Below are 12,273 nucleotides of genomic sequence, written 5' to 3'. Positions count from 1 at the left end.
TTGAGGTTCGATCCCCCCTATCCCTTATAGGGATCTTTCTTAACAATTTTTGCAGTAAGCACTCCAACCCTTATCCTGACTTGATTTCAGTTTTTTCTTTGTCAGTAAGGGTGTCAACAAGGAATATTACAAATTGTTAACCGAGTCTTGAAAGCCTTGTGCCACAAAGGTTTGAAATGTTAAGAAAGATGTGACTAATGGATAGATCAAGGGGGGCAGGGGGGATCGAACCCAAAATCTATCTTCAATTTAATTATAACCAGCTACTTAGCAAAATCCCCTGGCTTTTTCCGGTTATTTGACTAAATAGCTGCGCCATTGGGAGGCAACTTCTTCCAGTAAACGCCAAGTTTTTCCCTCGATCTGTCTTTGTAAATAAAGATCAAAATTGTTGTGTTGTTTGGTATCTTTTTGATGGGGCAATTGTAGAGTTAGATCGTAATCCCCCTGCAAGTGATAGGCGGGCAAATTGCCCACATAAATCGGTTCCAGACTGGTGACATTAATTTTAGCAATTTTTACCTGCGGCTCATCGATCTGTAAAGATTGACTAAGACGATCGGATGTGTGACGAAATTGTAATAAAAGGGCTTTAGTGACGATTTCTCCAGGGGGGGCAAATTCTTGGGGGGGAGTGACACTACCACAAGCAGTCAGGAAGACAAGGAAAATACTGGTTAAAAAACCGAGAAAACGGCGCATACAATGATATTTTGAAAAAGAATGGCAGCGGGTTAAGAAAGATTATGACTCAACCAAACGAGCGAGAGAATTTCAGCCAAGCAGAAACGGTGATCCGACTACAAGAGGCGATCGAGCAGTTAAATTCGATCGTTTCCCAACTTAACACGGGAACGGGGACAGTGTTACCTCCCAAAGTTGTCGTTGATAATCTTCTTAACTCAACGCAACAGTTAGCCGCTGCCTTAAAACCAGACGAATTCGCGGAAGTTGAGCAAAGTTTAACCCCAGATTCTCCCATGGAAGCAGTCGAGGGAATCGACGATATTTTACCGGATTTCGATCAGGTGGAGGGGTGGTGGACGGCAATTTTGAACAAAATTCGCCGACTTTTACCGACGGGAATTGGCGAAAAAATTCCCGATTGGTTAATCACTGGCTTGTTAACAGGAAGTTTAGTCACTATCCTCTTAGTCGCCGTCATCAGTTTACCGAAAAATCCCGGGGAAATTGCCGAAAATATGCCCGAAGTTATCCCTAGTCTCCCACCGGCAGCCGGGGAAATTATCGAAACTCCCCCAGAATTAACCGCACCAGAGGCACCGATTCCCGTCCCGATTACCAAAGCCAAACCGCGATTGACTCCCGAACAAAGTTTAGTCGCAGCCATTCAAGAGGAAATTACCGATTTAACTACTCGTTATCCCGCCGGTATTATTTCTACCGTAGAGGCAGATTTTTTGGCTAGTCGTCTAGTAGTTATTTTGGGCGATAATTGGTATAGCCTCGAGGCATCACAACAGGATAAATTGGCTAATTCGGTGTTTCAACGTTGCCAAAGTCTCGATTTTCGCCGCTTGGAAATGAAGGATAACGAGGGAATTCTCCTCGCTAGAAGTCCCGTTATCGGCGATCGAGTGGTGATTGTCAATCGCACTCAACCCAGCACTGGCATCTCCTCCGGTGAGTAGTTGTGAGCGCAGGGGAAGAGAGTTTTCGACCAAGACAGCCGCAAGAATTCTCGCCCACCAGGCCGCTTTTTTCTCTCCCTGGTTAGATATCTATCTGAATATACACAAAAATTAGTGATCCCTGACTTAACAGTGCTATAATTGGCTAGGTAAAATTTTGTAACGATTCTTAATCTTGAACCTACCCGATAGTCAATGCCTCCCCCCGCCCTGGGTGGACGCGACCTTTTTGGTGCCAGAAAAATTGCTCCGATCTAACCCAACTCCCTTAAACCTTTCTAGGGTTTCCCTGAGCGCCAAAATTTTGCCCTAACTACCAAGAGTTAAGAGATTTCAGATTATACCATGAACTCTGTTATTCGTCAACAGCGAGCGCTGATCACCGGAGCCAGTAGCGGCATCGGCAAAGAAACCGCCCTCGCTTTCGCCAAGGCGGGAATTAATCTGGTGTTAATCGGTCGCAATCAGCAAAAATTGGCAGCCGTGGCGGCAATGGCGGCAGATTTAGGCGTATCAGCCCAAGCTTACCTCTTAGATTTGGCAGATATCCCGGAAGTAGCCCCTAGGATCGCTAAAATCGCCCAAGAATCCGGACCGATCGACATCCTGATCAATAATGCCGGCATGGGTTACACAAATCCCTTGGCCGACACACCTTTGTCAGACTGGCAGCGGGTGATCGCTCTCAATTTAACCAGCGTTTATCAGTGCGTGCAAGGGATTTTACCTGCTATGCGTCAACAGGGGGGAGGCATGATCGTTAATGTTTCCTCGATCGCCGCCGATAATTTTTTCCCCGATTGGGGGGCCTATAGTGTCAGCAAAGCTGGATTAGTGGCATTTTCTCGCATTTTGGCGATCGAGGAGCGGGCCAACGCCATTCGCGTCACGATTATCACCCCCGGGGCTGTCAATACTCCCATCTGGGACAGCGATAGCGTTAAAGCAGATTTCGATCGCTCGGCCATGTTGACCCCAGATATCATCGCTCAGGCCATTCTGCAAGCGGTGTTACTGCCCAAACAGGCCGTAGTGGAAACGATGACCATTATGCCCAGTGCGGGGGCATTATAACCCAAAATACTTCTATTTATCAATCAATTCGCCTACAGGCATCCTCATTATGACCATAGCTTCTTCTAACGGTTTAAACGGTAATCTAACCGACGCTATCCAAGCACGCGTGACCACTCGCCCCGATCGCAACACCCACAATGGCAAAACCGCTCAAATTCATCCAACTTCCGACGAAAACAAAGAACAGATGATGGATGCGGTCAGAAATATCCTGATCTCGGTGGGGGAAGATCCCGACAGAGAAGGTTTATTAAAAACCCCCAAACGGGTGGCCGAAGCGATGCAGTTTCTCACCCAGGGCTATCAACAATCCCTAGAAACCCTCGTTAATGGTGCGATCTTCGATGAAGGTCATAATGAGATGGTATTAGTGCGCGATATTGACTTCTTTAGTCTCTGTGAACATCATATGTTACCCTTCATGGGTCGGGCCCACGTTGCCTATATTCCTAACCAAAAGGTGGTCGGATTAAGTAAATTGGCCCGCATTGTGGAAATGTATTCCCGTCGTTTACAGGTGCAAGAGCGCCTCACCCGTCAGATTGCCGAAGCGATTCAAGAAATTCTCGACCCCCAAGGGGTTGCGGTAGTCATGGAAGCAACCCATATGTGTATGGTGATGCGCGGGGTGCAGAAACCGGGATCCTGGACCGTCACCAGTGCCATGTTAGGAGTCTTCCAAGACGAGCAGAAAACCCGCGAGGAGTATCTTAACCTGATCCGTCATAAACCTAATTTCTTCTAGTCAGGGCAATGGGGAAATGGGGAAATGGGGAAATGGGGAAATTTCAACTAAAACCCCAAAACCCCCCGCAACGCGCACGCAGTGACCACCCCAAGACCCCAAAACCCCAACACCCCAACACCCTAAAACCCCAACACCCAAAACCTTATAACTGATCACTGAATTTTTGCAGTCGCTCTAACAAGAGGGCGACTTTTTTTAGGTCCTTATCACCCGGCGCTCGCTCAACGCCGCTAGAGACATCAATGCCATCGGGGTGCAGCCTGGTTAAAGCTTCACCAATATTATCGGGGTTGAGTCCTCCGGCGAGAAACCAGGGCAAGGGGGGCGAAAAACTGGCTAAGGCTTGCCAGTCTAAGGTATGTCCCGTACCGCCGAGCAATCGGGGATGGTAGGCATCTAAAAGTAAAGTATCGACGCTATTAAAGTAAATTGCCGACTTTTCCCAACTTTCTCTGTCTTTGATCCGCAAAGCTTTGATAATTTCCCGGTCGGGTAATAATTGCCGCAACCTTTGGCAATATTCGGGAGATTCCATACCATGTAACTGCACACTTGTCAAGGGGGTTTTAACAATTATTTGCTGAATAATTTCCGGTTGCTCGTCGGCAAAAACCCCAATAAAATCAATTTTGTCGGGTATTGCGGCGATAATAGCGTTAATTTGCTCGCTGTTGACGTAACGAGGCGAACTCGGTACGAGGATAAAACCTAAGGCCGTAGCTCCTAAATTGGCGATCGCTCGTCCCTGGTCTGGTTGGGTAATGCCGCAAATTTTAATTCGCATTTAATCTTATTCGCAAAACGTTACAAAAACTGTTAAGTATTCAAACAAAAAGCAGTTTCGGGTCAAGAGCTTTTTATAATGCCCTGTGATTAACAAAATCTTATCAAGACTGGAGCGCAAATGATCCCTTCCGCCTTACTTTTAGCCACTGCTCAAACCATTCCTTGGAATTTATCCGTCGGGATTACCATGACGTTAGCTAACCTAGTAGCGTTCGTTATCGGTTATTTTGCCATCCAAAATACCGGAGCAGGCCCGGCTTTACCCTTGCCGCAGTTAGCCTCCAAAAAAAGCTTCGGTCTGCCGGAATTATTGGCTACCATGAGTTTTGGCCATATTCTCGGTGCGGGACTGGTTCTCGGTCTTTCTAACGCAGGTATTCTCTAATCAGTAATCAGTAATCAGTAATCAGTGACCGGTAATCCTCAGAGAGAGGAGCCAGTAGTCAGTAGTCAGTAGTCAGGAGAACTAAGTATAAAGATATTTTAGGCAACTTCATCCCTATTTTCCCATTTTTGAACTCTCAAGAGTTAATTATGTCAGAAGTCTAGGTGATTATTCTGGCTGCCCGCGAGAAAATTAAAAAATCAGTTGCTCAAGTTGAAGTTAGAGACTTTGCTGACGAAGAAGAAGCAGTATTGGCTAAATTAACCCATGAAAGTTAGATGGCTGCGGAAAGCAGTATCGAAAATAATTGGTAAATCCGAACGTTGCTAATCGCTTAATTAATCGTAAATATTGCCTCTGTCTCCTTGCCGATTTTAAAAATAACTCGCATTTTGCCAACACGAATTCTGGAGAATCCTTTCAACTCACCTTTAAGTTTTTTGATATCAAGTTCTTCAGGAGGATAAAGGTTTTGAGTTTCAAGGCAGGTTTTGAGAATACCAATTTTAGTCAAAACAGATTTTCGGCTATTGGCATCTAGTTTCTCCAAAAATTTATTGGCTGATCTACTGATCCAGATCTTCACGATTAAACCAGTCTGTAATATCAACGAAGCCGTCGTCTTTGTAATCAACAGGATTAAAGGTTGCTTCTATGTCAGCTTGTTCTATAGCGTTTCTGATTCACAAGAGGTACATTCCCGATCCTGAACAGCTTAATCAGCAAAGGTTTGAGTGTGCCGCACAGATGCGAGAACCGCTATATATCATCAATATAGGGAATCAGCATCTCGAAGAATTTAAACCATTCTTCCCGCATAACTTCGCGGACGCTTTCCTTGATGATAGTTTTGAGCATTAGAGCATCTAAGCTGTTTGCAGGATCTATATATTTTCCTCCAATCTACTCAAGAAAACGGGTTTCTTACAGCAGTTATCTTAATGATCAGGTAGGAAGTTTTCGTTTTGGGGTGTCGGTGGTCGATACCAAATTAGGTTACACTTCATCTTGATGAGCAACACTGTACCGCGAACCGAAGTTAAGTACAGCCAATAGATCGTAAAATTTAAACAGTTATTCTATGGATTTTTAAGGCTTTTTTCTGAGATTGTAAAATTTGGTTAAGCAACTAAGTAAAAGTGAGCGATCGATGCTAGAAAAAACACCAATGACAATGATAGATTTCTTTCGCAAAAGTGAAGGAGTTTGGTTTTCTCAACGTACTGTTCATCGTTTTGACGCGGCGGGAGATGAATCAGGAGAATCTAACTTAATTATCAAGGTTTTAGCCGCAGATAATCCCAAAGTTCTGGAAGTTTGCCGAGAACAAGGGGTAAATCCAGAGTTAATTAGTGGCGGAGCTAGTTTTCAATGGCAGGGCAATTTAAGCGAAAAAGCCCCCGATCCTAACTACGAAGCGATTCTAGTCGATGTTCCCAATCCTGTCAATGCTCGCTATGGCAAATTTCTCCGCAATAAAGGCTATGTGGAAGACATTCCCGTTATCGGGGTCTATCATTTTGCCGAGGATGGAGTATTAACTATAGATACAGAATACGAGCGTAATCAAGGACAGGAGCGCTGCTGGTTTATTACCGATAATTTTCGTGTGCGCGTCAGTACAGTCAAGATTATTAATGGTGTGAATTTAATGACCTATTGTTCCGAGCACCGTTGTGTCGAGTCTTCTTTTTTAGAAGACTTAATCGAGAAAAATCGCCAGCGAGCCATTAATAGTTAAATATTTTCATCAAAGCGAGTTTGAAAACTGCCATACTTAAACCAATATTGTTTTAATTCATGGTGGGGAGTGTGTAAACTCGCTTTCACTTGGTAGAGGAGAATTTTGCGGTGAGTGCCGATCCAAACTCGTTTAAGCGGTTCCACAGAAATCACCGTTCCGCCTAAACTTTTCACACACTGCTCGAAGCGTTCCACCGCAGAATAATCTAAGGTTTCAAAGAGGAAAAAGTTGCCCGAACAAACCAGATGACGGCTCCGGATCCAAGCTTGCATTTTTTGACGGGCGACTGGTGGGAGCATGGTGGTAGATTCTTGGATAGTTTCCATTGGTTTCCGTTCAGTCTGCTGATTAACCGTTCAAATCATCGAAGGAACTTCGGCGGCAAAATTCTGTATTTTGACAAATTTCAAAGCTCCCGCCGTTGATCCCCATACCTGTTCGTGGTTGTCCACATCTAAACCGCGATCAAAACTGACAAAAGTGTTTTCTGTCAGTTCCACATCGCTCACTAAATAGGTTTTTTTGCCGTATTTTTCGATAAAACAACTATTGCCCTCTACCTGGCCACGAAAGAGATTTCCCTGCCGTTGAAAAATCATCGAACAGTGATAACGGCGATCAATTTTGTCTGGTTTTATACTGCGTAAAATTGACAGTTCCCGTCCCGCTCCTGCATAAAACATCGGGTTTTGTAAACTGTAATTTTCGATATAAATATCCTCTCCTCGATCGATAAAACGATGCACCCCTTGCCGATAGGGTCGCCAGAGATCGTAATCGTAAACCTGTTCGGAATAAAACCCAATTCCTCCGAAAAAATCCCAGGGTAAAGGTCGGAAAAATACATGGATATGGGCGTAATTTTTGGCATCTTCAAAAGCTTGTTGCTGATTGCTAAAATCCCCCGCTATCCAGTGAGCTAGAGTTAAAAGTAAATCACTGTCCGCCATGGTTTTTACTGCCCTAAGATACAGATAAATCGCGAATTTCTGAGGAAAAAGAAGCCGTAACTACTCCCGTCCCCTCACTGGTTTTAATCAAAGATACTCGTAGGCGAAAATTAGGAGTAACAAACCAGATTTTTTCTTCAGCAGTGGCTCTTTCATATTCGGTTAAGAGGACAAAAGTGCCGTCTTCTTGAAAGTGATAACGACCGATGGAGGGAATAGTTTCTGCATAACCTTGATCCCGCAATAATCGCCCTGATCGAGGATTATTTTCATCGGGAATTGGGATTAAAATTGTCGTTCCTTCAAAGGTAGATTCATCATCCCAATCCGATTCTCCTTGCCAACTCATGCGAAAGGGATTACTGGCAAAATTTGCATCGATATCATAGGACTTACACAGGTCGATTACCTCCTGATCTTCTTTTTTTAAAGGCACGATATTGATCGTCGATTTGACCTGTTCAAAGTGAGTAAAAGCTAGATGGTGAGCGCTGCGCTGAGATCGCCAACGACCGAGGGAAAGTTTGACAAATTGTCTGATATCCATAGGATAAAGCAGGTTTTAACGATTAATTATCAAGGAATTTTCGTAGAAAAAAGAGCGAATAAGAAGGGGGCATTTCACTATTCGCTCTCGAAAATTTTAGGAGATACTTAAGTGTAATCTTAAGCTATTCTTCTTCTGATTATAACTTATTTTTTTTTCAGTGGAATTATAATTTTTACTAGGATTAACTTAGTCGCAATCAAACCAGTGATTGTTATTAAACAATCAACAAAACAACAGTATTGATCGTGAAAATATTTCGGTAAATTAATCACGATTACTCTGGTTATAGCTAAATATTAAAAAGCTCAATATTTAGCCTTAAAATAATAACTGTTTTTTCGGAGATTTAAAGTCAGCTTTTTGGTATTTAAATTACTCCTTGAGACCGTTTATGAGAGGGAAGAAGGTAGCTGCAAAAGAGGGATTTCGAGCATTTGTACTAAAATTCTTCTAGGCCGTTTAAATCCAGTAAGCCAAGACCCATTTTAACCGCCTATCCTTAGATTAGCCGAATCTCCCCCAATCCCCCCAACCCTCCTTTGCCCCCCCCGAAGTCGGGGGGGTTGTGGGGGGGGTCTTGCCTCTTGCCTCATCTCAACAAGCAGTTTAAATCCAGTACAGCTTATCTGTGAGGCAAAAACCCCCTCAACGAGTAGAGAAGCTATCCCTACTCGTTCACTATCGAGGTTTTTAGGCGATTTCGGTGATACTAACGATCGTACCGCCCGCCCGATGGATACGCTGAATTTGGGGAGTCATGCGATCGCCTGGTACCAGATATTCCGTGGTACTAACCCGGCGAGGACTATCAAATTTCGCCCCTTTAACGACAATTTTGAAAGTCTTCTCGGTTGCGTCTTTGTAGGCACTCAAACGACCACCTTTACTAGGTAAAGTGATGGGACTGGCGCTATTAGTCGCCACTTCCGCACCCAAACGGGCCGCGGAGAAAGCACTATCAACCCCGGCATAACCTTGGTAGAGGGAAAGGGTGCGATTGTAGTTAATATTTTTCTGACCGACTTGGCTTTTCGCCCCTTGGTAATAGGGAACAATATTATCGCCGAATTTGCTTTGATATTCGCTGCTATCGAGATAGGAGTCGATTTCCGCTTCGTAGCCTTGACCGACACAAATCTGGATATGGGCTGAAATTTCTCCCTGGTCCGCCGGGGCCCGACCTAAGAGGTGTTTGAAATTTAACTCGATAAAACGGTAGGGAGCGCAGGACTCAAAGTAACGACGGCGATAAAAATCCGATTTAGCAATCGCACGGACAAATTCCCGCACCGTCAGATTACCATTAGCCAGTTGCGATTCGGCAGTGGTTAGGCGCTCGCTTTCCATCACGTGGGGATTCCCCAAAACCTGCTTGTAAACTGCCCGAATTACTGCGGCCACTTCGTCGGGACTTCTCGACGGTCGCAGCTCCACTGGACTTTCTAAAACTAAACTCATTGAGATTCTCCTAAACAAAAACGATAGCTGACCGGAACTCTAGTTAATCGGGGTGATACTAGCGATAACACCCCCCTCACGGTGGATGCGCTGGTATTCTTGGGATAATTTGTTAAAAGGGACGAAATAAACCTGATTACTGCGGCGGAACTTGGAGACGCGGTTAACTTTGCCCAAGGAACGATAACCGGTCACCTCAATGCGGTAAACCTTGCCTTCTTCCCCGGCACCGGCACCCAAACGCGACCGCGCACCACTAGAGGTATCTTGGAAAGACCAACCATCACCCACAGAACCACCGGAGGGGGGAATAACGGGGAGGGGAATTTCTTGAATAACGTATTTGTTCAGTACGGGAGCTTTACCAGAAATACTGCCCTTCAGGTCGCTGCTGGAGTTACCGCGAGATAGAGCGAAAATATGGGTGAATCCCACCATATTGCGCCCCGGTTCTGTTTTATAGCCTCGACAATAGGGAACGATGTTTTCGCCAAAGGTGTTTTGGTATTCGTCGCTGTCGAGGTAGGAGTCAATTTCTGCCTCGTAGCCTTGGCTATCGAGAATTGTACTGTGGGCGCGCATTTCTTCCAATCCGTCGGGAGCGCGACCGAGGAAATGTTTAAAGTTGAGTTCGATAAAACGATAGCGGGGACAGGTATCGAAGAAACGGGAGCGATAGAGATCGGATTTAGCGATCGCACGGACAAATTCCCGAACGCTTAATTCTCCTATTTTTAATTGGGATTCAGGAACCACTGCCCGTTCGCTTTCCATAACGTAGGCATTGCCCAAAATTTGCCGGTATACGGCTTGAATTAAAGTTTCTTTCTCGGCCGCCGATTGTCCGGGGAGCAATTCTAGCGGGGGAGTTTCTTCGTACCGGGCCACTCCAAGTTGGGAAGCAGGTCCAAAAGTCATAGCAAAACAATCTCCTTAAGGTGGGGTAAAGGATTGCTGCGGGACGACTTCGGGACAAAATGCCTTCTCAGCCTTTCCCGCAGGGTCAATTTGGCGATCGATGCTTAATTTCTCGGGCGAGTCCATCAAGAACGCTCAACAATTGTAGCAAAGGACACGAAAAGAAACCGGTGAAAAGATCGAAAAGATATCGATAAAATTTGGTAAAGATATCGGGAAGATCAATATAGTAAAGAAATCGGAAAGATAACGGAAAGAAATCGGAAAGATTTTTCTCCAACCCTTGCTAGGTAAAGCATAAGTTGGTTATTTAAGTGCAAGAAATAATTAATCTGAAATATAACTTTACAAAATTTTGGTCAAAGAGTCGAGAGGTGTTTTATTATTAAGCTGTATTTCAAAGAATGAACATTTTTTGATAAGTTTAAACTGATGCTGATCTTGATATCGGCAGCTGCTAACGGTTAACCCATCTCTAGCGTTCCATGAGGATTCTTTTAGTTGAAGACGATAGCCGTTTGGCAGCCACCTTAGCGGAAGCCCTCACCGACCAATTTTATGTGGTCGATACGGCTTTAGAGGCAGAATCGGCTTTAGAATACATCAGGGCCAGCGATTACGACCTGTTACTATTAGATGTCATGTTGCCGCAATTAGATGGCATTAGTTTTTGTCAACAATTGCGATCGCGTGGTTATCAGATGCCGATCCTAATGGTGACGGCCCGGGATACAGTTAGCGATAAAATTTCCGGTTTAGATGCGGGAGCCGACGACTATATCGTTAAACCGGTGGATTTAGGGGAATTATTCGCCAGGGTGCGGGCTTTACTCCGTCGCAATGTGGCCTCGCTGCCGCCGATTTTAGAATGGGGTCATTTACGCCTAGATCCCGGGGCCTACGAAGTTAGTTATGCCGGCGTTGCCATCCATCTCACCCCCAAAGAATACTGCATTTTAGAACTGCTGCTGCGCCACGGTTATCGCTTAATCGGTCGCCGCACCATCATCCAGCACGTTTGGCCGATGGAGGAATCCGTGGAAGAAGATACGGTTAAGGTTCACCTGCGCGCACTACGACAAAAGCTAAAAGCGGCAGGAGCGCCCGAAAATTTTATCGAAACTGTCCACGGTGTCGGCTATCGTCTCTGTAAAATCGATTAACCCCGATCCTCACAAACAAAGTCCACTACTCGATCGATTTCCCGGGATGAGCGGATGCGACGACTACCGCTGCCGAGTTCGCCGCCACGACAATTAGCCCACCAACGCTCGCGACTGCCATTAACGATCGCATCAAATTCTCTAATTCTGCCACTATCATAATAACTGCGGCGATCAACGACAAAACGACCGATATTGGGGAGGCGAAATTCTTCGTAAACATTACCTTCCCAACCGCCACCAGAATTACCGTGATGGTCGTCGGTGCGTACCTCAAACTCGCCCCGACAACCATTTCTGACCACAATATTGCCGTTTTGGAAATCCCAATTACCCTCACAGGGAGCAGCGGAGCGAGTGCGGGTTAATCTCACCTGGGCCCATCGAGCATTGACGGGACAGCGAGTAGTGCGACCGCTTTGACTTTCACAATTAACTCTCATGGTTCTGGCCGCTGCTGGCTCGCTCCCTAGGGGATAAATTAGCAACAAACCGAGACTAGATAATAAAATTTGGCGAAACATTGTCTTAATCTCCAAGAAATTCTCTAGTTTATCTTACAGGGGTATCCAGAAAATGAGTAATAGTTGCTTGAGATGCGTTAATCAACAAAAAAGAAGGGTGATTTAACTTCACCCTTCCCCCTATTCGGTAAATTTTCTTGCCATCCTTAGAGAGCGTTACCGCGAGGTAATACTTCTTCAGGGAAGATAAAGTTTTCGTGGGGTTGGTCTTGGGGAGCCATCCAAGCTCTCAGACCTTCGTTAAGCAGAATATTTTTAGTGTAGAAGGTTTCAAATTCCGGGTCTTCCGCCGCTCTCAATTCCTGAGAAACGAAGTCA

17 protein-coding genes are annotated in these 12,273 nt (G+C 45.1%); 7 read left to right on the top strand and 10 right to left on the bottom strand.

Annotation, left to right across the window (positions count from 1 at the left end; all coding sequences use genetic code 11):
• Nucleotides 1-294: 294 nt before the first annotated feature.
• Nucleotides 295-702: a hypothetical protein gene (locus ACE1AQ_RS12260; RefSeq protein WP_002784438.1), complete on the bottom strand. Its 408-nt coding sequence runs from the start codon at nucleotides 700-702 to the stop codon at nucleotides 295-297.
• 44 nt (nucleotides 703-746) lie between these two features.
• On the opposite strand from ACE1AQ_RS12260, the gene ACE1AQ_RS12255 reads away from it, so the two are divergent.
• The 3 genes from ACE1AQ_RS12255 to folE all read left to right on the top strand — a co-directional run bounded on the left by ACE1AQ_RS12255 (nucleotide 747) and on the right by folE (nucleotide 3,474).
• Nucleotides 747-1,652: a hypothetical protein gene (locus ACE1AQ_RS12255; RefSeq protein WP_008204749.1), complete on the top strand. Its 906-nt coding sequence runs from the start codon at nucleotides 747-749 to the stop codon at nucleotides 1,650-1,652.
• Nucleotides 1,653-1,997: 345 nt separating this feature from the next.
• Complete coding sequence (locus tag ACE1AQ_RS12250; RefSeq protein ID WP_110544602.1) at nucleotides 1,998-2,726, top strand: SDR family oxidoreductase; 729 nt, start codon at nucleotides 1,998-2,000, stop codon at nucleotides 2,724-2,726.
• A 49-nt stretch (nucleotides 2,727-2,775) separates the two neighbouring features.
• Nucleotides 2,776-3,474 carry a GTP cyclohydrolase I FolE gene (folE, locus tag ACE1AQ_RS12245; RefSeq protein ID WP_008204743.1) on the top strand — a complete coding sequence of 233 codons (699 nt, stop codon included), beginning with the start codon at nucleotides 2,776-2,778 and terminating at the stop codon, nucleotides 3,472-3,474.
• A 145-nt stretch (nucleotides 3,475-3,619) separates the two neighbouring features.
• Here the strand turns inward: folE and ACE1AQ_RS12240 are convergent, their stop codons facing one another.
• Nucleotides 3,620-4,261 carry a phosphoribosylanthranilate isomerase gene (locus ACE1AQ_RS12240; protein ID WP_110544605.1) on the bottom strand — a complete coding sequence of 214 codons (642 nt, stop codon included), beginning with the start codon at nucleotides 4,259-4,261 and terminating at the stop codon, nucleotides 3,620-3,622.
• Between the two features lie 120 nt (nucleotides 4,262-4,381).
• Between ACE1AQ_RS12240 and psaK the strand changes: the two genes are divergently transcribed.
• Nucleotides 4,382-4,648 (top strand): photosystem I reaction center subunit PsaK, encoded by a 267-nt coding sequence (psaK, locus tag ACE1AQ_RS12235; RefSeq protein ID WP_002756861.1) that lies wholly within the window; start codon nucleotides 4,382-4,384, stop codon nucleotides 4,646-4,648.
• Nucleotides 4,649-4,812: 164 nt separating this feature from the next.
• Complete coding sequence (locus ACE1AQ_RS12230; RefSeq protein WP_039900412.1) at nucleotides 4,813-4,926, top strand: hypothetical protein; 114 nt, start codon at nucleotides 4,813-4,815, stop codon at nucleotides 4,924-4,926.
• Between the two features lie 56 nt (nucleotides 4,927-4,982).
• Here the strand turns inward: ACE1AQ_RS12230 and ACE1AQ_RS12225 are convergent, their stop codons facing one another.
• The gene (locus tag ACE1AQ_RS12225; protein ID WP_232306223.1) at nucleotides 4,983-5,198 is read right to left on the bottom strand and encodes a type II toxin-antitoxin system RelE/ParE family toxin; all 216 of its coding nucleotides are present in this window, start codon (nucleotides 5,196-5,198) and stop codon (nucleotides 4,983-4,985) included.
• A 600-nt stretch (nucleotides 5,199-5,798) separates the two neighbouring features.
• Here ACE1AQ_RS12225 and ACE1AQ_RS12220 point away from each other — a divergent pair.
• Nucleotides 5,799-6,389 carry a phycobiliprotein lyase gene (locus ACE1AQ_RS12220; RefSeq protein ID WP_374808498.1) on the top strand — a complete coding sequence of 197 codons (591 nt, stop codon included), beginning with the start codon at nucleotides 5,799-5,801 and terminating at the stop codon, nucleotides 6,387-6,389.
• On the opposite strand, the gene ACE1AQ_RS12215 is transcribed toward ACE1AQ_RS12220, so the two are convergent.
• The 5 genes from ACE1AQ_RS12215 to ACE1AQ_RS12195 all read right to left on the bottom strand — a co-directional run bounded on the left by ACE1AQ_RS12215 (nucleotide 6,386) and on the right by ACE1AQ_RS12195 (nucleotide 10,268).
• Entirely contained in the window at nucleotides 6,386-6,691 is a 306-nt protein-coding gene (locus tag ACE1AQ_RS12215; protein WP_039900414.1) for a hypothetical protein, read from the bottom strand. The two genes, ACE1AQ_RS12220 and ACE1AQ_RS12215, sit on opposite strands and share 4 nt — an antisense overlap.
• A 57-nt stretch (nucleotides 6,692-6,748) precedes the next feature.
• Nucleotides 6,749-7,342 (bottom strand): chromophore lyase CpcT/CpeT, encoded by a 594-nt coding sequence (locus ACE1AQ_RS12210; RefSeq protein ID WP_106908767.1) that lies wholly within the window; start codon nucleotides 7,340-7,342, stop codon nucleotides 6,749-6,751.
• A 13-nt stretch (nucleotides 7,343-7,355) separates the two neighbouring features.
• The gene (locus ACE1AQ_RS12205) at nucleotides 7,356-7,889 is read right to left on the bottom strand and encodes a phycobiliprotein lyase (protein ID WP_008204730.1); all 534 of its coding nucleotides are present in this window, start codon (nucleotides 7,887-7,889) and stop codon (nucleotides 7,356-7,358) included.
• 693 nt (nucleotides 7,890-8,582) lie between these two features.
• The gene (locus ACE1AQ_RS12200; RefSeq protein WP_008204728.1) at nucleotides 8,583-9,350 is read right to left on the bottom strand and encodes a phycobilisome rod-core linker polypeptide; all 768 of its coding nucleotides are present in this window, start codon (nucleotides 9,348-9,350) and stop codon (nucleotides 8,583-8,585) included.
• A gap of 39 nt (nucleotides 9,351-9,389) precedes the next feature.
• Nucleotides 9,390-10,268, bottom strand: a complete 879-nt coding sequence (locus tag ACE1AQ_RS12195; protein WP_008204727.1) for a phycobilisome linker polypeptide — start codon at nucleotides 10,266-10,268, stop codon at nucleotides 9,390-9,392.
• Between the two features lie 485 nt (nucleotides 10,269-10,753).
• Here ACE1AQ_RS12195 and ACE1AQ_RS12190 point away from each other — a divergent pair, with 485 nt between their 5' ends.
• Nucleotides 10,754-11,431, top strand: coding sequence for a response regulator transcription factor (locus tag ACE1AQ_RS12190; RefSeq protein WP_008204725.1), 678 nt, complete (start codon nucleotides 10,754-10,756; stop codon nucleotides 11,429-11,431).
• Here ACE1AQ_RS12190 and ACE1AQ_RS12185 read toward each other — a convergent pair.
• Together ACE1AQ_RS12185 and ACE1AQ_RS12180 are read right to left on the bottom strand one after the other, a co-directional pair.
• Entirely contained in the window at nucleotides 11,428-11,955 is a 528-nt protein-coding gene (locus ACE1AQ_RS12185) for a DUF3011 domain-containing protein (protein WP_008204724.1), read from the bottom strand. The genes ACE1AQ_RS12190 and ACE1AQ_RS12185 overlap by 4 nt on opposite strands.
• Nucleotides 11,956-12,101: 146 nt before the next feature.
• The coding region (locus ACE1AQ_RS12180) for a photosystem II protein D2 (protein WP_271931852.1) at nucleotides 12,102-12,273 on the bottom strand (172 nt) is incomplete at its 5' end.

Origin of the sequence: Microcystis sp. BLCC-F209, from assembly GCF_041928595.1 — a bacterium.
In the GTDB taxonomy this organism is placed as follows: Bacteria; Cyanobacteriota; Cyanobacteriia; order Cyanobacteriales; family Microcystaceae; genus Microcystis.
This window is presented reverse-complemented; position numbering and strand designations above follow the sequence as displayed.